At 65.3% G+C, this 19,027-nt stretch carries 18 protein-coding genes and 1 other RNA gene; 5 read left to right on the top strand and 14 right to left on the bottom strand.

Features of this window, described 5'->3' with window-relative positions; translation table 11 throughout:
- Positions 1 to 81: 81 nt before the first annotated feature.
- The 11 genes from lapB to gyrA all read right to left on the bottom strand — a co-directional run bounded on the left by lapB (position 82) and on the right by gyrA (position 12,791).
- A complete protein-coding gene (gene lapB / locus DIE21_RS35060) occupies positions 82 to 1,254 on the bottom strand; it encodes a lipopolysaccharide assembly protein LapB (protein WP_124501931.1) in 1,173 nt (390 codons plus the stop codon).
- 53 nt (positions 1,255 to 1,307) lie between these two features.
- Positions 1,308 to 1,601, bottom strand: coding sequence for a lipopolysaccharide assembly LapA domain-containing protein (locus DIE21_RS35055; protein ID WP_124501942.1), 294 nt, complete (start codon positions 1,599 to 1,601; stop codon positions 1,308 to 1,310).
- A 211-nt stretch (positions 1,602 to 1,812) separates the two neighbouring features.
- Positions 1,813 to 2,136, bottom strand: a complete 324-nt coding sequence (locus tag DIE21_RS35050; protein WP_124501930.1) for an integration host factor subunit beta — start codon at positions 2,134 to 2,136, stop codon at positions 1,813 to 1,815.
- Positions 2,137 to 2,158: 22 nt separating this feature from the next.
- Positions 2,159 to 3,871, bottom strand: coding sequence for a 30S ribosomal protein S1 (gene rpsA, locus DIE21_RS35045; RefSeq protein ID WP_124501929.1), 1,713 nt, complete (start codon positions 3,869 to 3,871; stop codon positions 2,159 to 2,161).
- 141 nt (positions 3,872 to 4,012) lie between these two features.
- Entirely contained in the window at positions 4,013 to 4,699 is a 687-nt protein-coding gene (gene cmk / locus DIE21_RS35040) for a (d)CMP kinase (protein ID WP_124501928.1), read from the bottom strand.
- 13 nt (positions 4,700 to 4,712) lie between these two features.
- Positions 4,713 to 6,017, bottom strand: coding sequence for a 3-phosphoshikimate 1-carboxyvinyltransferase (aroA, locus tag DIE21_RS35035; RefSeq protein WP_124501927.1), 1,305 nt, complete (start codon positions 6,015 to 6,017; stop codon positions 4,713 to 4,715).
- Between the two features lie 13 nt (positions 6,018 to 6,030).
- Complete coding sequence (locus tag DIE21_RS35030) at positions 6,031 to 6,957, bottom strand: prephenate dehydrogenase/arogenate dehydrogenase family protein (RefSeq protein ID WP_124501926.1); 927 nt, start codon at positions 6,955 to 6,957, stop codon at positions 6,031 to 6,033.
- Positions 6,958 to 7,144: 187 nt separating this feature from the next.
- Positions 7,145 to 8,227, bottom strand: a complete 1,083-nt coding sequence (gene pheA / locus DIE21_RS35025; protein WP_124501925.1) for a prephenate dehydratase — start codon at positions 8,225 to 8,227, stop codon at positions 7,145 to 7,147.
- A gap of 33 nt (positions 8,228 to 8,260) precedes the next feature.
- Positions 8,261 to 9,343 carry a 3-phosphoserine/phosphohydroxythreonine transaminase gene (serC, locus tag DIE21_RS35020; protein ID WP_124501924.1) on the bottom strand — a complete coding sequence of 361 codons (1,083 nt, stop codon included), beginning with the start codon at positions 9,341 to 9,343 and terminating at the stop codon, positions 8,261 to 8,263.
- A gap of 161 nt (positions 9,344 to 9,504) precedes the next feature.
- On the bottom strand, positions 9,505 to 10,104 hold the full coding sequence (locus DIE21_RS35015) for a DUF2059 domain-containing protein (RefSeq protein WP_124501923.1): 600 nt from the start codon (positions 10,102 to 10,104) through the stop codon (positions 9,505 to 9,507).
- 83 nt (positions 10,105 to 10,187) lie between these two features.
- A complete protein-coding gene (gene gyrA, locus DIE21_RS35010) occupies positions 10,188 to 12,791 on the bottom strand; it encodes a DNA gyrase subunit A (protein WP_124501922.1) in 2,604 nt (867 codons plus the stop codon).
- Between the two features lie 537 nt (positions 12,792 to 13,328).
- Between gyrA and ompA the strand changes: the two genes are divergently transcribed.
- The 4 genes from ompA to ssrA all read left to right on the top strand — a co-directional run bounded on the left by ompA (position 13,329) and on the right by ssrA (position 15,971).
- Positions 13,329 to 14,000, top strand: coding sequence for an outer membrane protein OmpA (gene ompA / locus DIE21_RS35005; protein WP_124501921.1), 672 nt, complete (start codon positions 13,329 to 13,331; stop codon positions 13,998 to 14,000).
- Between the two features lie 155 nt (positions 14,001 to 14,155).
- A complete protein-coding gene (ubiG, locus tag DIE21_RS35000) occupies positions 14,156 to 14,854 on the top strand; it encodes a bifunctional 2-polyprenyl-6-hydroxyphenol methylase/3-demethylubiquinol 3-O-methyltransferase UbiG (protein ID WP_124501920.1) in 699 nt (232 codons plus the stop codon).
- Positions 14,855 to 14,867: 13 nt separating this feature from the next.
- Positions 14,868 to 15,584: a phosphoglycolate phosphatase gene (gene gph, locus DIE21_RS34995; RefSeq protein WP_124501919.1), complete on the top strand. Its 717-nt coding sequence runs from the start codon at positions 14,868 to 14,870 to the stop codon at positions 15,582 to 15,584.
- A 17-nt stretch (positions 15,585 to 15,601) separates the two neighbouring features.
- Positions 15,602 to 15,971: a transfer-messenger RNA gene (gene ssrA, locus DIE21_RS34990) on the top strand.
- 272 nt (positions 15,972 to 16,243) lie between these two features.
- Here ssrA and DIE21_RS34985 read toward each other — a convergent pair.
- The 3 genes from DIE21_RS34985 to DIE21_RS34975 form a co-directional block, all read right to left on the bottom strand.
- Positions 16,244 to 16,594 (bottom strand): DUF4148 domain-containing protein, encoded by a 351-nt coding sequence (locus tag DIE21_RS34985; RefSeq protein WP_124501918.1) that lies wholly within the window; start codon positions 16,592 to 16,594, stop codon positions 16,244 to 16,246.
- Between the two features lie 320 nt (positions 16,595 to 16,914).
- The gene (locus DIE21_RS34980) at positions 16,915 to 17,187 is read right to left on the bottom strand and encodes a hypothetical protein (RefSeq protein ID WP_124501917.1); all 273 of its coding nucleotides are present in this window, start codon (positions 17,185 to 17,187) and stop codon (positions 16,915 to 16,917) included.
- 101 nt (positions 17,188 to 17,288) lie between these two features.
- A complete protein-coding gene (locus tag DIE21_RS34975) occupies positions 17,289 to 18,395 on the bottom strand; it encodes a substrate-binding domain-containing protein (RefSeq protein WP_124501916.1) in 1,107 nt (368 codons plus the stop codon).
- Positions 18,396 to 18,526: 131 nt separating this feature from the next.
- On the opposite strand from DIE21_RS34975, the gene DIE21_RS34970 reads away from it, so the two are divergent.
- Positions 18,527 to 19,027, top strand: a complete 501-nt coding sequence (locus tag DIE21_RS34970) for an NAD(P)H-dependent oxidoreductase subunit E (protein WP_124501915.1) — start codon at positions 18,527 to 18,529, stop codon at positions 19,025 to 19,027.

The raw sequence follows: 19,027 nt of genomic DNA, 5'->3' as shown, positions 1-19,027 counted from the left end.
GGTACGTCCCGGTAATTGACTAACTTGGCCGCCGGGCCGGACCCGGCGGCAACCGCAGCGCGTCGGCGCCGCATGCCGGAATCAGCCCGGCATCGCAGGTTCGACGCGGCGCGGCGCATAGGTTTCCCAGCCGCTGCATCCGGGGCACTGCCAGTAGAAGAGCCGTGCCCGGAAACCGCAATTCTGGCACGTATAGCGTGGCAGATTTTTGGTGCGCTGCTTGATCAGCGTGCGCATCATTTCAAGTTCCTTACGGCGCGGCTCGTCGGCAGCCGCGATCTGCGCGTCGAGCAGGTGGAGCATGCCGGACAGGTTCGGCGACTTCTCCATCTGCGTGCGCGCGAGCGTATGCGCCGCTTCCTGGCCGCTCAGCCCGGCGATGTGCTGATACGCGATGTCGAGCAGGTCGTTCGACGGATAACGCTCGACATAGCCCATCAGCAACTCGGCGCCGTCGACCGACTTGCCGAGCGCGGCATGGGCCTTCATCAGCTTGTCGGCGACGAGCGGCAGATAAGCCGGATTCTGCCCTTCAACGCGCTTCCAGTGCTCGATCGCGGCCGCGTGATCGCCCGCCGCCTCCGCGGCATCGCCGGACAGGATCGTCGCGCGGACGTTCTGCGGGTTCGCGGCAAGCGCGAGCTTCAGCTGTTCGGCCGCTGCCGGGGTGTTCTTGCGTTGCAGCGCGTCCTGCGCGAGTTCGCAGTGGAACTGCGCGATTTCGGTGCCGAGCGGCTTGTCGCTCATCGACTCGATGCGCTTCGCGGTATCGATCGACTTGTTCCAGTCCTTCTCGATCTCGTAGATCGTCAGCAGCGCCCGCTGCGCGCCCAGCGCGTAGTCGCCGTCGGCGAGCCGGTGGAAGGCCTCTTCGGCACGATCGAGCAGGCCGGCTTTCAGGAAATCCTGGCCGAGTTCATACAGCGCGTGGTCGCGCTCGTTCACCGGCAGGTCCGTGCGGCTCAGCAGATTCTGGTGCACGCGGATCGCACGGTCCGTTTCACCGCGGCGACGAAACAGGTTGCCGAGCGCGAAGTGCAGCTCGACCGTCTCGGGATCGAGCTTCGCGACCTCGATGAACGCGTCGATCGCCTTGTCCGGTTGTTCGTTCAACAGAAAGTTCAGGCCGCGGAAATACGATCGCGGCAAGTTGGCGCTCTCCGACAGGAGGTTCTTCAGGTCATAGCGTGACGCCGCCCAGCCGAGCGCGAACGCCACCGGAATTGCGAGCAACCACCAGAAATCCAGATCCATGCGAAATATCGAAGCAGAGACGAAAACCGCGCGAGGATCGCGCGGCATCCGTATTAAATGACGGGCGGCATCGGCGGCTGATCGACGACGGCCGGGGTTTCGCGCGCCGCGCGCAGGTCGCGCTTCAGGCGCCCGTTCTCGAGGCGCAGACGGAGGATCGCCGGCAGCGCGGACAGCAGGCCGGCGACCAGCCCCACGACGAAGAACGCGAGGCCGATCAGGATCAGCGGCGCTTGCCATGCGTAGCCGGCAAGGAAATTCAGCGTCGCGGTTTGCGTATTGGCCAGTGCGAGCACCAGCAGCAGCACGAACACCAATACCCGGATCAGCCAGACGATAAACTTCATGTAGCCCTCTCTTTGTTGAGGTTTGCCGTTGGCGCGCGACTCCCCTTCGCGGCGCCGAATCGACCCGTATTGTAAAGGAAGCGATTCCGCGTCACTGCACATCCTGCGGATGCGCGTTGCCACGCGGCCGCCGGAAATGAAAAAAGCGCCCGCAAGGGGCGCTTTTTTCTTCAGCCTTCGCCGGACAGTTTCCGGGCAACCCGAACGACGCTCAATGCTCATCGTCCGGATCATCAGCCTTCAGCGGCTCGCCGGCGCGGCCGTCGACGCGTTCACGCAATTCCTTGCCGGGCTTGAAGTGAGGCACGAACTTCTCGGGCACCTGCACTTTCTCCCCCGACTTCGGGTTGCGTCCGACGCGCGCCGGGCGACGGTTGAGGCCGAAGCTGCCGAAACCCCGAATTTCGATGCGATGCCCTTTCGACAGGGCGTCGGACATCGCATCGAGCATCGTTTTCACCGCGAAATCCGCATCCTTGAGGACAAGTTGCGGAAATCGCAGTGCCAGCTGTGCGACCAACTCGGATTTGGTCATACTTCAGCAGACCTCGTGAGGCTTACTGGTTCTGGCCGTCGAGCTTCGCCTTCAGCAGCGCGCCGAGGTTGGTCGTACCGGTCGCGGCAGCGCTGGTGTCCGACTGCAGGCCGCGGATCGCTTCCTGTTGTTCAGCCGAATCCTTCGCCTTGATCGACAGGTTGATGCCACGCGACTTGCGATCGATGTTGATCACCATCGCGTTGACCTTGTCGCCTTCCTTCAGCACGTTGCGTGCGTCTTCGACGCGATCCTGCGAGATTTCCGATGCACGCAGGTAGCCTTCGATGTCGCCCGTCAGCGTGACGACAGCGCCCTTCGCATCGACCGACTTCACCACGCCGTCGACGATCGAACCCTTGTCGTTCATTGCAACGTAGTTGCTGAACGGGTCGCCTTCGAGCTGCTTGATGCCGAGCGAAATACGCTCCTTCTCGACGTCGATGCCGAGCACGATCGCTTCGACTTCGTCGCCCTTCTTGTACTTGCGAACGGCTTCTTCGCCGGCTTCGCTCCACGACAGGTCCGACAGGTGGACCAGGCCGTCGATGCCGCCCGGCAGACCGATGAACACGCCGAAGTCGGTGATCGACTTGATTGCGCCCGTGATCTTGTCGCCCTTCTTGAAGTTGCGGCTGAAGTCATCCCACGGATTCGGCTTGCACTGCTTCATGCCGAGGCTGATACGACGACGGTCTTCGTCGATCTCGAGGACCATGACTTCGACTTCGTCGCCCAGCTGGACAACCTTCGACGGCGCAACGTTCTTGTTGGTCCAGTCCATTTCCGACACGTGGACGAGGCCTTCGATGCCCGATTCCACTTCGACGAACGCGCCGTAGTCGGTGATGTTCGTGACCTTGCCGAACAGGCGCGTGCCCGACGGGTAACGGCGCGAGATGCCTTCCCACGGATCGTCGCCCAGTTGCTTGATGCCCAGCGAGACGCGGTTCTTTTCCTGGTCGAACTTGAGGATCTTCGCGGTGACTTCCTGGCCAACCGACAGGACTTCGCTCGGGTGACGCACACGACGCCATGCGATGTCGGTGATGTGCAGCAGGCCGTCGATGCCGCCGAGGTCGACGAACGCGCCGTAGTCGGTGATGTTCTTGACCACGCCGTTGACGATCGCGCCTTCCTTCAGCGTCTCGAGCAGCTTCGCGCGCTCTTCGCCCTGGGTTGCTTCGATCACCGCACGACGCGACAGCACGACGTTGTTACGCTTGCGATCGAGCTTGATCACGCGGAACTCGAGCGTCTTGCCTTCGTACGGGGTCGTGTCCTTGACCGGACGCGTGTCGACCAGCGAACCCGGCAGGAACGCGCGGATGCCGTTGACCATCACGGTCATGCCGCCCTTCACCTTGCCGGTGATCGTGCCGGTGACGAGTTCGTTGTTGTCGAGGGCCTTTTCCAGCGACAGCCACGATGCAAGGCGCTTCGCCTTGTCGCGCGACAGGATCGTGTCGCCGTAGCCGTTTTCGAGTGCGTCGATCGCGACGGACACGAAATCGCCCGACTGCACCTCAACCTCGCCCTGATCGTTCAGGAATTCCTCGATCGGAATGTAAGCCTCGGACTTCAGGCCTGCATTGACGACCACGAAGTTGTGGTCGACGCGCACGACTTCGGCGGAAATCACTTCGCCGGCGCGCATGTCTTGGCGGGTCAGCGACTCTTCGAACAGAGCCGCAAAGGATTCGGTATTCGGGGTGGAGGTTTGCAGGTCGGACATAAAAATCTGATTGTGCATGGTTCGCTGTGCCACGCCGGCCGGAATGGCAGGCTGAAAGGGCCAGATCGAAATCCACACGGGGTTAAGGGTTCGAAACACGCTCCGCGCTCACGCGCGAAGCACCTACTGCTGCCCGCCTTCTCAGGCGGGCTGGCCGAGCGCCCGGTACCACTGCAGCACCTGGTCGACAGCCTCGTCGACCGAAAGCGCCGACGTATCGAGCAGCCTGGCATCTGCCGCGGGCTTCAGCGGCGCGGCCGCGCGATTGCTGTCGCGCGCGTCACGTTCACGAAGATCCCGGAGCAAGTCATCTATATTAGCAGAAAAACCTTTTTGCATCAATTGCTTATGCCGTCTGGCCGCGCGCGCCTCGGCGCTGGCCGTCAGGAACACCTTCAGCACGGCGTCCGGGAAGATCACGGTGCCCATGTCGCGCCCGTCGGCGACGAGGCCCGGCGTCTTGCGGAACGCGCGCTGGCGCGCGACGAGCGCGGTGCGCACCGGCCCGTGCACGGCAATCGCCGACGCGCGGTTGCCGACCGCTTCGGCGCGGATGTCGTTCGACACGTCAACGCCGTCGAGCTGCGCGCAGCCCTCGCGGAACGTGATGTGAAGATCGTCGATCAGCTTCACGAGCGCGTCGATGTCCTCCGCCGCGATGCCGTAGCGCACGCTCGCGAGCGCCGCGAGACGGTACAGCGCGCCGCTGTCGAGCAGGTGGAAGCCGAGATGCGCGGCGACGAGCGCCGCGACGGTCCCCTTGCCGGAAGCGGTCGGACCGTCGATCGTGATGACGGGAGTCGGGTGAAAGGGTCGGGTCGATTTCATCGGGTCAGTCGGGTCAGGCTTTGGCGAGCGCGGCGAAGCGGTCGAAATAGTCGGGGAACGTCTTGCCGACGCACTTCGGATCGTTGATCCGCACGGGCACGCCGCCCAGGCTGACGAGCGAGAAGCACATCGCCATCCGGTGATCGTCGTACGTGTCGATCGCCGCGTTCGGCGTGAGCTTTTCCGGCGGCGTGACGATCAGATAGTCGGCGCCTTCCTCGACGGTCGCGCCGACCTTGCGCAGTTCGGTCGCCATCGCGGCGATACGATCGGTTTCCTTCACGCGCCAGCTCGCGATGTTGCGCAGCGTACTGGTGCCGCTCGCGAACAGCGCCGCGACCGCGATCGTCATCGCCGCGTCGGGAATCAGGTTGAAGTCCATGTCGATCGGGTCGAGCTTGCCGTGGTCGTGGCCGATGCCGCGCACCTCGATCCAGTCGTCGCCCATCGAGACGTTCGCGCCCATCTGCATCAGTGCATTCGCGAAGCCAACGTCGCCCTGGATGCTCGCGCGCCCCACGCCCTCGACGCGCAGCGGACCGCCGCCGAGCGCGCCGGCCGCGAGGAAGTACGAGGCCGACGACGCATCGCCCTCGACCATGATGCGCCCCGGCGAACGGTAGCGGACGCCGGCCGGCACGACGAAGCGCTGCCAGCCGTCGCGCTCGACGGTCACGCCGAAGCGCTCCATCAGCCGGATCGTGATGTCGATGTACGGCTTCGAAATCAGCTCGCCGTCGACTTCGACGACGATCCTGCCATCCTTCGCCTTCACGAGCGGCAGCGTCATCAGCAACGCGGTGAGGAACTGGCTCGACACGTCACCGCGCACGCGGATCGGCGCGTCGACCGTGATGGCCGCTGGCTTGATCCGCAGCGGCGGAAAGCCTTCGTTCTGCTCGTAGTCGATCTGCGCGCCGATCTGCCGCAGGCCATCGACGAGGTCGCCGATCGGCCGCTCGTGCATGCGCGGCACGCCGTGCACACGATAGTCGCCGCCGTTGACCGCAAGCGCCGCCGTCAACGGCCGCACCGCCGTGCCCGCATTGCCGAGGAACAGGTCGGCAGTCTTCGCCGTGAACGCGCCGCGCGTGCCGGTGACGACACAGGTGTCGCCCTCGCGCGCGAGCCTCACGCCGAGCTTGCCGAGCGCATCGAGCATCACGCGCGTGTCGTCGGAATCCAGCAGGTTGGTGATCGTCGTGTCGCCTTCGGCAAGCGCCGCGAGCAGCAGCACGCGGTTCGAGATGCTTTTCGAGCCGGGCAGGCGCACGGTGCCCGAAGCGCTGGAATACGGGCCGAGATCGAGATAGTCCATGGGAATCGTCCTGTTATTTCTTGACCGGTTCGGCAGCGGGCTGCGCGCCGCGCTCCTGCCATGCCTTGCGTGCGGCGCGCGAGCGCGTGAACACGGCTTCGAGCGCCGCGCCGTCGCCGGCGTCGATCGCCGCACGCAGCCGTGCGAGCACGCGCGTGTAGCCGTCGAGCTCGTCGAGCAGCGCGGCGCGATTCGCGACGCACACGTCGCGCCACATTTCCGGGCTCGACGCCGCGATCCGCGTGAAGTCGCGGAAGCCGCCCGCCGCGTACGAGAATTTCAGTTCGGCATCCGCCTCGCCGAGGATCTGCTCGACGAGCGCGAACGACAGCACGTGCGGCAGATGACTGATCGACGCGAACACGCGATCGTGCTGCTCGGTACTCATCGTGCGCACGTCGGCGCCGGTGGCCCGCCACATCGCGTCGATCCGCGCGACCGATGCGGGCGCATTCTCCGGCAGCGGGCACAGCACGACGTTGCGGCCGACGTACAGATCCGGCAGCGCAGCTTCGACGCCGCTCGACTCGCGCCCGGCGATCGGGTGGCCCGGCACGAACTGCGGGATCCGCGCGCCGAGCACTTCACGTGCCGCCGCAACGACGTCGGACTTGGTGCTGCCCGCGTCGGTGACGATCGTCGCGGCGTCGAGCCACGGCGCGATGCGCGCGAGCAACGGGCCCGTTTGCGCGACGGGTGCGGCCAGCAGCACGAGATCGGCGCCGGCAAGCGCGTCGCGCAGCTGCGCATCGTCGTCGAGCGCCGCTGCACGATCGATCACGCCGAGTGTGAGCGCGCGCTCGACCGAGGCACGCGAACGGCCGACGCCGACGACTTCGCCCGCGCCGCCCGGCGCGCGCTCGCGCAGTGCGCGCGCCAGCGATCCGCCGATCAGGCCGACGCCGAAGATGACCAGTTTGTTGAATGCAAAGCCTGACACGACAAGAGCCAAGTGACGCGCGCGGAACGATGCCCCGCGCGCGGAAGTCCAGATCCCGGGCAACGGGCCCGCACCCGGCGCGACCCGCGCCGGATACCGCCCGAACCCGCCTACGGCAGTGCCGGCCGGCCTGCCCCTGCCCGCTTCGCCGCGCCGCCTCACGGTGCAGGCGACGGGCCGCCGCGCGTCAGCGCGCGCGCGGATACGAACCGAGTATCTTCAGGAACGCGGCCTTCTGGCCGAGCTCCGCAAGCGCGGCGGCCACGGCCGCCTCGTCCCGATGCCCTTCGATGTCGATGTAGAAGTAATACTCCCACGTGCCGACGCGCGCCGGACGCGACTCGAAGCGCGTCATCGACACGCCGTGCCGCGCGAGCGGTTCGAGCAGCTTGAACACGGCGCCCGGCTCGTTCTTCACCGATACGATCAGCGAGGTCTGGTCGTGACCGCTCTGCCCGGACGGCTGCTTGCCGATGATCACGAAGCGCGTGCGGTTATGCGGATCGTCCTGAATCAGCGAGAACGCGATCTGCAGCCCGTAGTGTGCGGCCGCGCGGTCGCCCGCGATCGCCGCAACGCTCGGGTCGGCCGCCGCGAGACGCGCGGCTTCCGCGTTGCTCGACACCGCTTGCCGCTCGAGCTGCGGCGCGTTCGCGGCAAGCCACTGCTGGCATTGCGCGAGCGCCTGCGCATGCGCGCAGACACGCGTCAGGCCATCGAGCGTGCCGCTCTGCGTGAGCAGGTTGTGATGGATCGGCAGCGCGAGCTCGCCGCTGATCAGCAACTGGGTCTGCAGCAGCAGGTCGAGCGTGCGCGACACCGCGCCTTCGGTCGAGTTCTCGACGGGCGCGATGCCGAATGCGGACGCGCCTGCCTCGACCGAGCGGAACACCTCGTCGATCGACGGGCATGGCAGCCCTTCGATCGACTGGCCGAAATACTCGAACATCGCCTGTTCACTGTACGTGCCGACCGGCCCGAGGAACGCGACGTGGATCGTCTGCTCGAGCGCACGGCTCGCGGCCATGATCTCGCGCCAGATGGCGCTGATGTGCTCGCTCGCGAGCGGCCCCGCGCTCATGTCCTGCAGGCGCGCGATCACCTGCAGCTCGCGCTCCGGCCGGAACACCGGCGCGTTGAATTGCTTCTTGACCTCGCCCACCTCGAGCGCCACCGCCGCGCGCTGGTTGAGAAGCGCGATCAGCTGCGCGTCGATCGCATCGATGCGGTCGCGCAGCGGTTTCAGGCGGGAATTCAGTTCGTCGTCCATGCGTTTTGCCGTGCTGTTTGAACAGTGTCGCCGTCAGGCGCCGCGCTGTTCGAAATCCTTCATGTACTCGACGAGCGCTTTCACGCCCGCGAGCGGCACCGCGTTGTAGATCGACGCCCGCATGCCGCCGACGGACTTGTGGCCCTTCAGCTGCAGCAGCCCGCGCGCCTTTGCGCCGGCAAGGAAGTCTTCATTGCGCGTTTCGTCGGCCAGGAAAAAGGGCACGTTCATTCGCGAACGCACCGCCGGCTCGACCTTGTTCAGATAGAAGCTGCTCGCATCGATCGTGTCGTAGAGCAGCTTCGCCTTCTCGATATTGCGGGCCTCGATCGCCTCGAGGCCGCCCAGCCGCTTCAGCCACTGGAACACGAGACCCGCGATGTAGATCGCATAGGTGGGCGGCGTGTTGTACAGCGAGTTGTTCTCGGCGACGGTCTTCCATTCGAACGCGGACGGACAGATCGACAGCGCGCGATCGAGCAGATCCTCGCGCACGATCACGACCGTCACGCCCGCCATCCCGATGTTCTTCTGCGCGCCGCCGAACAGCACGCCGTACTTCGCGACGTCCATCGGGCGCGACAGGATGTGCGACGACACGTCCGCGACGAGCGGCACGTCGCCGAGGTCGGGAATCTCGAACGTCTCGACGCCGTCGATCGTCTCGTTCGTGCACAGATGCACGTAGGCCGGATCGGCCGACAATTGCCAGTCGGCGCGGGCGGGCGCGCGCGTGAAACCGTCCGCCGTCTTGCCGGAGGCGGCCAGATGCGGCGTGCCGTATTTCTTCGCTTCGTTGAACGACTTCTGCGACCACGAGCCCGTCACGACGAAGTCGGCGGTCTTGCGCGAACCGAGCAGGTTCATCGGCACGATCGCGTTCTCGGCAATGCCGCCACCCTGCAGGAACAGGATCCGGTGGCTGGCCGGCACGTCGAGCAGCTCGCGCAGGTCGGCCAGCGCCGCCTCGTGGATCGACATGAATTCCTTGCCGCGATGGCTCATCTCCATCACGCTCATGCCGCTGCCGTGCCAGTCGAGCATTTCATCGGCGGCCTGCCGCAGCACTTCCTCGGGGAGCGCCGCAGGACCGGCGGAGAAATTAAAGACGCGCATCGTGAAAACCTCGGGAGGGACGCGACCGGCTTGCCGCCGGCAGAAAGAACCGCGCCAGAAAAGGAATGGCCGCTTGCGCTCGCGCGCAAACGGCCATTATCGCACTGTCATCAGGCTCCCGCCAAACCCGGCCGAACGGCCGGGCGGCATGCCCGGACGGCTTACTTGCCCGGCTTGACTGCCGCGACTTCCTTGTCAGCCTGCGCGCGCGTCGCCTGGATCGCTTGCGGCATGTACTTCTGCATCAGGCCGTTGACCACGTCGCGGCCAACCTGATCCTGAACCTGGATGAACTTGCGGCCCGTCGGGCTCTTGTAGAACGTCGTCAGATCCTTGATCTCCGACGTGCTGTAGTACTTCGCGTACGCGTCGTACTGCGCCGACATCGCGTCGTTCTGGAACTGCTGCGTGCCGAACACCTTGCCCGCGCCGTCAACCAGCTTCGGCACGGCATTCTTCTGCAGCGCCGGCACGGCGGCCTGCTTCTGCTTGTCGTTCAGCGTCTTGTTTTCCGACAGCGCGTCCGACAGGATCGCCGGCACGAGCTGCTTTGCCTGCATCTCGGCGCTGTTGCCGATAGCCGACACGAGCTTCGGCGCGTCGATCGCGTCGAGCAGATCCTTGATCGCCGCCTTCTTGTCGGCGTCGATCGGCGCAGCTGCCGCGGTCGCAGCCGGTGCGGAATTCGACAGCGCTTGCGCCATCGCGAACGTCGGCACCAGTGCAGCCAGCAGAACCAGTTGCTTGAATTGCTTTTGCATCATCACTCCCTTTTGGAAATATGAATGGTTGCTCGCCGACCGCGGCGCCTGGCGCCCGCGGCGGCTCGAGTCTCATCCGTTCTTCAGGCTTCGCCGTCCGACGCCTCGTCGGCCTCGCCATCGCCCTCCTCGGCTTCCGCGATCTGCTGCAGGCCGGAGAGCTTGGTACCCTCATCGAGACTGATGAGTGTAACACCTTGCGTAGCGCGCCCCATCTCGCGAATCTCGGACACGCGGGTACGAATCAACACGCCGGCCGTCGTGATCAGCATGATCTGGTCCTCGGCGTCGACGAGCGTCGCGGCCACGACCTTGCCGTTGCGCTCCGACGTCTGGATCGCGATCATCCCCTTCGTGCCGCGGCCGTGACGCGTGTACTCGGTGATCGGCGTGCGCTTGCCGTAGCCGTTCTCGGTCGCGGTGAGCACCGTCTGCTCTTCGCTGCCCGCGACCAGCAGCGCGATGACCTGCTGCCCGTCCTCGAGCTGCATGCCGCGCACGCCGCGCGCTTCGCGCCCCATCGGGCGCACGTCGTTCTCGTCGAAGCGCACGGCCTTGCCGGCGTCGGAGAACAGCATCACGTCGTGCGCGCCGTCGGTGATCGAGGCGCCGATCAGGTAGTCGCCGTCGTCGAGACCGACCGCGATGATGCCCTTCTTCATCGGACGGCTGAATGCCTCGAGCGGCGTCTTCTTCACGGTGCCGAGCGACGTCGCCATGAACACGAACTTGTCGGCCGAGAACTCCTTGACCGGCAGCACGACGTTGATCTTCTCGCCATCCTGCAGCGGGAACATGTTGACGATCGGACGGCCGCGCGAGTTGCGCGAGCCCTGCGGCACTTCGTAGACCTTGACCCAGTAAACGCGGCCGCGGTTCGAGAAGCACAGGATGTAATCGTGCGTGTTCGCGATGAACAGCGTCTCGATCCAGTCGTCTTCCTTCATCTGCGTCGCCTGCTTGCCGCGACCGCCGCGCTTCTGCGCGCGATACTCGGACAACGGCTGCGACTTCACGTAACCCGCGTGCGACATCGTGACGACCATGTCCTGCGGCGTGATCAGGTCTTCCGTGTTCAGCTCGGTCGCGTTCAGCTCGATCTTCGAGCGGCGTGCGTCGCCGAATTCGGCCTTCACCGTCGTCAGCTCCTCGCCGATCATCGTCGTGATCCGCTCGGGGCGCGCGAGGATGTCCAGCAGGTCGGCGATCTGCGCCATCACTTCGCGGTACTCGCCGATGATCTTGTCCTGCTCGAGACCAGTCAGGCGCTGCAGGCGCATCTGCAGGATTTCCTGGGCCTGGGTGTCGGACAGCCGGTACAGCCCGTCGACCTGCATCCCGAACGCCGAGTTCAGGCCTTCCGGACGGTACGCGGAGCGCCCGCCCGCCGCTGCGTTCTCGGTTTCCGCGCGCGTCAGCATCTCGCGCACGAGCGACGAATCCCACGGCTTCGCCATCAGTTCCTGCTTCGCGATCGGCGGCGTCGGCGCAGCCTTGATGATCGCGATGAACTCGTCGATGTTCGCGAGCGCGACCGCGAGACCTTCGAGCACGTGGCCGCGTTCGCGGGCCTTGCGCAGTTCGTAGATCGTGCGGCGCGTCAGTACTTCGCGTCGATGCGACAGGAAGCACTGCACGATTTCCTTCAGGTTCAGCAGCTTCGGCTGGCCGTCGACCAGCGCGACCATGTTCATGCCGAACGTGTCCTGCAGCTGCGTCGCCTTGTACAGGTTGTTCAGCACCACTTCGGGCACTTCGCCGCGCTTCAGCTCGATCACGACGCGCATGCCGCTCTTGTCGGACTCGTCGCGGATGTCGGAGATGCCTTCGAGCTTCTTCTCGTTGACGAGCTCGGCGATGCGCTCGAGCAGCGAGCGCTTGTTCACCTGGTACGGCAGCTCGTCGACGATGATCGCCATCCGCTGGCCGCGGTCGATCTCCTCGAAGTGCGTGGCCGCGCGCATCACGACGCGGCCGCGGCCGGTGCGATAGCCGTCGCGCACGCCGGCGACGCCGTAGATGATGCCGGCCGTCGGGAAGTCCGGCGCCGGGATGATCTCGATCAGCTCGTCGATCGTCGCTTCCGGGTTGTTCAGCAGGTGCTGACAAGCGTCGACGACTTCGTTCAGGTTGTGCGGCGGGATGTTGGTCGCCATGCCGACCGCGATGCCCGACGAGCCGTTGATCAGCAGGTTCGGAATGCGCGACGGCAGGACCGACGGCTGCATCTCGTTGCCATCGTAGTTCGGCTCGAAGTCGACCGTTTCCTTGTCGATGTCGGCGAGCAGCTCGTGACCGATCTTCGCCATGCGAATTTCGGTGTAACGCATCGCCGCGGCGTTGTCGCCATCGATCGAGCCGAAGTTGCCCTGTCCGTCGATCAGCATGTAGCGCAGCGAGAAGTCCTGCGCCATCCGCACGATCGTGTCGTACACCGCGGTATCGCCGTGAGGGTGGTACTTACCGATCACGTCACCGACGATACGCGCCGATTTCTTGTACGCGCGGTTCCAGTCGTTGTTCAGTTCGTGCATCGCGAACAGTACGCGCCGGTGCACGGGCTTCAGGCCATCGCGGACATCCGGAAGGGCACGTCCGACGATCACGCTCATCGCGTAATCGAGATACGAACGGCGCATTTCCTCCTCGAGGGAGGTGGGCAGGGTCTCTTTGGCGAATTGATCCATGTATCCGTATCGTTTCGGAGCGAAGACGGCGAACGCCTTTCGCGTGGGCGCTGCATGCGCAACGCAACGCGAGATTCTAACATGCGCCCATCAGCCGCCAATTCGCCGCCCCCCTCTATATGTAAACAGCAAAAATCGCGGCCACGGCGGCGGCACCGATACTGGCGGCGATCGCGCCCTTTCAGATGGCCCCGGGATCCGAGCGCATCCGTTTCACGCACGCGAGTAAACACTTGCGGCCTTTCGCTCAATTTCGCCGACACACCCTTGACAATCTCTAAAAGTTACGGCAGGCCGGTGTTGCGCATGCACCACAAAGTTGAAGCGATCTTGGGGTGGGGAGGATTTTTTTTCGTAGGAAGGGAACGATATGGCAAAATGCCAACGCACTGAAAGTTAGACGCTGCTCGAAGTCTACACAGAGCGGTGCCGCGTTTTTTGTGCCGCACCAATGTTATACTTCGAGCAATGTATGACTTGTCACCGTCAACAGGCTCGCAGTAAACCTGCGGTAATCTCAATTTCGAGAGGAGAAATATGAATAAACTTTCAAAGCTCGCGTTCATTGCAGCTACCGCAGTTATGGCTGCATCCGCTTCGGCACAGTCGGTGCCGGCGTCGCGTCAAGCCGTCAACGACAACTGGGTGAACGGCACGGGCGAATGGGTGTGGATGAACGGCACGAACGAGCTCTGCTGGCGTGACGCGTTCTGGACGCCGGCCACCGCCAACGCAAAGTGCGATGGCGCACTGGTCGCCCAGGCACCGCAGCCGCCGGTCGCTCCGGCTGCCGCTCCGGCCATCACGAGCCAGAAGATCACGTACCAGGCCGACGCCCTGTTCGACTTCGACAAGGCAACGCTCAAGCCGCTGGGCAAGCAGAAGCTGGACGAACTGGCTTCGAAGATCCAGGGCATGAACACGGAAGTGGTCGTCGCAACGGGCTACACGGACCGCATCGGTTCGGACAAGTACAACGACCGTCTGTCGCTGCGCCGTGCGCAAGCCGTCAAGTCGTACCTGGTCAGCAAGGGTGTCCCGGCCAACAAGATCTACACGGAAGGCAAGGGCAAGCGCAACCCGGTCACGACCGGCTGCAACCAGAAGAACCGCAAGCAACTGATCGCCTGCCTCGCACCGGACCGCCGCGTGGAAGTCGAAGTGGTCGGTACGCAAGAAGTCCAGAAGACGACCGTTCCGGCGCAGTAAGCCGCGGTTTTCGACTGCTTCAAAGCCCCGCTCCGGCGGGGCTTTTTCATTGACGCCCCGTCCGGGCGCTCGCCGCTTCGCCGCTCGTCCGCATCTTATATACTCGGGGCTGACGCGCCGTTGCACCGCCCTCCTCCCGTAGCCCGTTTGCCGACATGACCAACGCCGATCCGCACGAACTCCAGAAATTCAGCGACCTCGCCCATCGGTGGTGGGATCCGAATGCCGAATTCAAACCCTTGCACGACCTGAACCCGGTCCGGCTCGGCTGGATCGACTCGCACGCGCACCTCGCCGGCAAGCGCGCGCTCGATATCGGCTGCGGCGGCGGCATCCTGTCCGAATCGATGGCCGGGCTCGGCGCGCGGGTCAAAGGCATCGACCTGTCGACCGAAGCGCTCGGCGTCGCCGACCTGCACAGCCTCGAAAGCGGCATCACGGTCGACTACGAGGCGATCGCGGCCGAAGCGATCGCCGAACGCGAGCCGGGCACCTATGACGTCGTCACGTGCATGGAGATGCTCGAGCACGTGCCGTCGCCGGCCGGCGTCGTCGCCGCGTGCGCGACGCTCGTCAAACCGGGCGGCTGGGTGTTCTTCTCGACACTGAACCGCAACCTGAAGTCGTACCTGTTCGCGGTGATCGGCGCGGAATACATCGCACAGATGCTGCCGAAGGGCACCCACGACTACGCGCGCTTCATCCGCCCCTCGGAACTGGCGAGCTTCGTGCGCGGGACCGATCTGCACATCGTGGAGATCAAGGGCATTACCTATCACCCGATCGGCAAGCGCTTCGCGCTGTCGAACGACACCGACATCAACTATCTCGTTGCGTGCCGCCGCGGCGCGTGACCTTCCGACCGGCATGACGACTCCCCTTTCGACCGAGCGAGCCGCACTCGACGAGCCGCGCCTGCTGCACTGCGACGCGGTGCTGTTCGACCTCGACGGCACGCTCGCCGATACGGCGCCCGACCTGGCTGCCGCCGTCAACAAGATGCAGCGCGTGCGCGGCCTGCCCGAAACACCGCTCGACGTGCTGCGGCCGCTGGCATCGGCCGGTGCGCGCGGCCTGCTCGGCGGCGCGTTCGGCATCGACCCGCAATCGCACGGCTACGAAGCGATGCGCGACGAGTTCCTGACCAATTACGCGACGGACATCTGCGTGTACACGATGCTCTTCCCCGGCATCGGCGACGTGCTCGACGAACTCGATGCGCGCGGCGTGCGCTGGGGCATCGTCACGAACAAGGCGATGCGCCTCACCGCACCGCTCGCCGACCTGCTCGGCCTGGCGCCGCGCGCGGCCTGCATCGTCGGGGGCGACACAACGCCGCACCCGAAACCGCATCCGGCCCCGCTGCTGCATGCGGCCCAACAAATGACGCTCGCGCCCGAGCGTATCGTCTATGTCGGCGACGATCTTCGCGACATCCAGGCCGGCAGCGCGGCAGGCATGTCGACGGTCGCGGCCGCCTACGGTTATTGCGGCGACGGCGCCGCGCCGGCCGACTGGCAAGCGCAGCATCTCGTCGGCTCCACGCAGGAACTGCGCGAACTGCTGCGCGATGTTGGGCTATAATGGTTGATCTTATCCGCGGGGGCGACCTGGTTTCGACAGGGGTTGTGAAGCGGCTAGGGCATGTCGAGGACCCGTCACCTCGTTAATCAATGGGAAAATCGTAACTGCAAACGACGATACGTTCGCACTGGCAGCCTAACGGCCGCCGTCCTCTGCCTAGTTCACTGACGGGCTAGTGTCGCAAGACCGGTAGCAATACCGCCAGAGGTCATTTACGTCAGTTAAGCCCTGTCGGCGTCGCGACGCCAGGGTCGAAAACCTAGCGAATCGCCGTAGTGCAGCGTGTTCGTCCGCGTCGCTGCGGTTAAATCAAATGACTGAACTAAACATGTAGAACTAGTCGTGGAGCGCTTCTGGACGCGGGTTCGATTCCCGCCGCCTCCACCAAATTCCGCGCTTGACGCACGAACCCCGCACGACGCGAGTCTGCGGGGTTTTTTGTTGCCGGCGAAACCCTACGTCCCGCACCTTCCGAAAAAGCGCCCGGCCCCGGACGGGCCGGGCGGAATGCCGCCGGTGTTCCCGCGGCAGGAGGTGACGGAGGCTCGGTATCGCCCGCACGGTGACTGACCGCGGCGGACGGCATCTCGCCCGGCGCCGCGCGGCGGACGCAACGCGTCATCGCACCCGCCGCGCGGCCTCACCGGCGATGCCCAGGTTTAGCTACCGCGATACAGCGACTTCATTTCTTCGGCGCTCGCCGGACGCACACCGATCGCGCGCGAGCCCGACGCCGATGCGCCGTGCACCTGCGCGCCGTAACCGCTGGCGTCGGCGCCTTGTGCCTGGGCGAGTGCGCTGCGCTGCTCGGCGACGCGGGCAGTGGCAGCCTGGATGGCTTCCGGATAGTGCGGATCCTCGCCGCGGGCGGTGTTGTAACCGGCCTGCTGGAGTTGAACCAGTTCGGCGCGAACCTGTGCACGGGTGAGTGCCGAGCCGGACTGCGCGAACGACACGACCGGGGCAGCGAGAGCGGCAGCAACGACAACGGCTTGAACGAGCGACTTCATGATGACCTACCTCCAGATTTGTCTGATTTCGCGGTGAACACCCGTTCATCGCTGACAAACCGAAGTTTATGTAGGCGCGTGCTTAAGAATAAGGCAGGTTTCAGGAAGGCATTCTTCCTGAATTCAGGGTAAACCCTAGATTCAAGAATTCGACATTCGGCCGATCCAGCCCCGGGCGTTCGTACCGAACAACAACGTGCCGCAAAAACACGGGCCCCGCGCAGCAGCAAGCTTCGCGGGGCCCGGAGATAGCCGCCCAACCCCGTGCGGTTATCGGCAACGCAGTCGCGGCGGCAGCGATGCCGCACACCGGCGCGGGTTTACTGGGTGTCCAGCGGGCACTTCAGGTTGCAACCGTTCGGATCGCCCATATCGCCCTTGCGGCGCAACGCCGACTTCTTGCCGCTCTGGAATTTCTGCGACGGCGTTGACGCCGCGAACGGCATCTGCGGATGCTCGTTCAGGCGGAACTGGTCGCTCAGAATCCCGCCCGGCACGCCCGGGGAATTCTGTGCAAGCGCAAACGGCGAAACAGCAACAAGAAGAAGCCCCGCGGTCAACGCTGCCGCAGAGAGGGGAACGGAAAGTTTCATGGCGGAATGACGCCTGAACGGCGTGCTTGTTGGAACGTTGATCAAGCGGCAAGCGTAGCGCAAATCCCCCACTGCTGCAGCGCGATTCGCGCGCGCCTCCGTTACCGCGCGTTGCCGTCCGGCACCCCCGCCCCGGCGCTGCCGGCGAGCCCCGTCGCGATGCCGGTCAGCGTCCCGCACGCGGCCGGATCGTAGCCGTCGAGATGCGCGACGCGCTCGACGAAGCGCGCATCGCGCAGCAAGGCCAGCACGCCCGCGAGCGGGCGCGAGTCGAGTCGCGCGCGTTCGCATGCGAAGTAATAGTCCTCGTCGACGACCGGGATGAAATCGAGCCCGAAATGACGGGCGGCGGGCTCCACGCCGAAGCCGAGATCGGCCATCCCGCTCGCGACGAACGCGGCGATCGCCGAATGCGTGAGTTCGGCCGACGCATAGCCGTCGATCCGCTCGGGATCGATGCCGATCGCGCGCAACGCGAGATCGAGCAGCATCCGCGTACCCGACCCCGGCTGCCGGTTGACGAAGCGGATGTCGTTGCGGGCGAGATCGGCGAGCCCGCGGACCTGCTTCGGATTGCCGCGCGGCACGAACAGCCCCTGCTGGCGACGCGTCAGATGAATCAGCACGTGCCGCGTGTCGTCGAGCCACGGCCGGTAGATCTGCGCGCACTGCTCGCGGAACGCGCCGCGCGGCAGATGGAACCCGGCCAGCTCGCATTCGCCGCGCGCGAGCGCCTGCACGGCCTCGACACTCTCGCGATACTTGATGTCGACGGCTGCCTGCGCATCGACGAGCGCGGATACGAGCGTCGCGACCGCATAGCCGTGCGATGCATGGATACGCACGGCGCCATCGCGCTGCGCGAGCCGCCGGTTCAGGTCGCTCGCCACCTCGGCCGCCAGCGCGCGCAGGTTCCCGTCGAGACGGCTGCGCGCGAGGCGCTGCGCGTCGACAACCGCCTGCCCCAACTCCGACAGCGTCGAGCCCTTGCCGCGCGCGGTTTCGATCAACTCGCCGCCGACGCACGACTCCAGCGCCCGCAGCATGCCCCACGCGTGCCGATACGACAGCCCTTTCGCCTGCGCGGCCTGCGCGATGCTGCCCGTATCGGCCACGAGCGCCAGCAACGGAGCGACGTCCGACAGGCTGGCGGTGCGGCCCTCCGAGTCGCGTACGGTCAGATACGCGTCGCATTCGATTCGAATCAATTATGCACTCCGATTTCCTATTGCGACTGTGAAATCTTCCGCTTATCGTTGTCTAAAATCAATCAGAACGAAGTCCCATTGCGCACTATATGCATTACAAGCGCATATGAGACTTTGGAGGAGCATAACCGATGTCCCCGAATTCCCCTGCGCCCGACGCGCTCGTCGAGCGCCATGCGCGCGCCGGCCGCTCGCTCGTCGCGATCCTGCACGCGATCCAGGACGACGCGGGCTTCGTGCCGGCTGGCTGCGTCGCACCGCTCGCGAAGGCGCTGAACCTGTCGCGCGCGGAAGTGCACGGCGTGCTCACCTACTATCACCACTTCCGCACCGCGCCGCCCGCCCGCGTGACGATCCAGATGTGCCGCGCCGAGGCTTGCCGCAGCATGGGCTGCGAAGCACTGGCCGCGCACGCGGAAGCGCGCACGGGTTGCCGGTTCGACGCCGCGCACGGCGATGGCGCCGCTGCACACGCGCCGGGCGACGTCGCGCTCGAATCGGTCTACTGCCTCGGGCTGTGCGCACAATCGCCATCGATGACGGTCAACGGCGTGCTGCACGCCAAGGTCACGCCGGAGAAGTTCGACGCCCTGCTCGCCGACGCGGCCGCCCACACCCCGGAGGCCGCATGA

Source organism: Burkholderia sp. Bp9140 (assembly GCF_003853425.1).
Classification (GTDB): Bacteria; Pseudomonadota; Gammaproteobacteria; order Burkholderiales; family Burkholderiaceae; genus Burkholderia.
Note: the sequence above shows the minus strand (reverse complement) of the source record. Positions and strands in the feature narration are given on the sequence as shown.

What these genes read in the sequence shown, in the direction of transcription:
- lapB (WP_124501931.1), bottom strand. Translation starts at nt 1,254, where the DNA reads ATGGATCTGGATTTCTGGTGGTTGCTCGCAATTCCGGTGGCGTTCGCG.
- DIE21_RS35055 (WP_124501942.1), bottom strand. Translation starts at nt 1,601, where the DNA reads ATGAAGTTTATCGTCTGGCTGATCCGGGTATTGGTGTTCGTGCTGCTG.
- DIE21_RS35050 (WP_124501930.1), bottom strand. Translation starts at nt 2,136, where the DNA reads ATGACCAAATCCGAGTTGGTCGCACAGCTGGCACTGCGATTTCCGCAA.
- rpsA (WP_124501929.1), bottom strand. Translation starts at nt 3,871, where the DNA reads ATGTCCGACCTGCAAACCTCCACCCCGAATACCGAATCCTTTGCGGCT.
- cmk (WP_124501928.1), bottom strand. Translation starts at nt 4,699, where the DNA reads ATGAAATCGACCCGACCCTTTCACCCGACTCCCGTCATCACGATCGAC.
- aroA (WP_124501927.1), bottom strand. Translation starts at nt 6,017, where the DNA reads ATGGACTATCTCGATCTCGGCCCGTATTCCAGCGCTTCGGGCACCGTG.
- pheA (WP_124501925.1), bottom strand. Translation starts at nt 8,227, where the DNA reads ATGGACGACGAACTGAATTCCCGCCTGAAACCGCTGCGCGACCGCATC.
- serC (WP_124501924.1), bottom strand. Translation starts at nt 9,343, where the DNA reads ATGCGCGTCTTTAATTTCTCCGCCGGTCCTGCGGCGCTCCCCGAGGAA.
- DIE21_RS35015 (WP_124501923.1), bottom strand. Translation starts at nt 10,104, where the DNA reads ATGCAAAAGCAATTCAAGCAACTGGTTCTGCTGGCTGCACTGGTGCCG.
- gyrA (WP_124501922.1), bottom strand. Translation starts at nt 12,791, where the DNA reads ATGGATCAATTCGCCAAAGAGACCCTGCCCACCTCCCTCGAGGAGGAA.
- ompA (WP_124501921.1), top strand. Translation starts at nt 13,329, where the DNA reads ATGAATAAACTTTCAAAGCTCGCGTTCATTGCAGCTACCGCAGTTATG.
- ubiG (WP_124501920.1), top strand. Translation starts at nt 14,156, where the DNA reads ATGACCAACGCCGATCCGCACGAACTCCAGAAATTCAGCGACCTCGCC.
- gph (WP_124501919.1), top strand. Translation starts at nt 14,868, where the DNA reads ATGACGACTCCCCTTTCGACCGAGCGAGCCGCACTCGACGAGCCGCGC.
- DIE21_RS34985 (WP_124501918.1), bottom strand. Translation starts at nt 16,594, where the DNA reads ATGAAGTCGCTCGTTCAAGCCGTTGTCGTTGCTGCCGCTCTCGCTGCC.
- DIE21_RS34980 (WP_124501917.1), bottom strand. Translation starts at nt 17,187, where the DNA reads ATGAAACTTTCCGTTCCCCTCTCTGCGGCAGCGTTGACCGCGGGGCTT.
- DIE21_RS34970 (WP_124501915.1), top strand. Translation starts at nt 18,527, where the DNA reads ATGTCCCCGAATTCCCCTGCGCCCGACGCGCTCGTCGAGCGCCATGCG.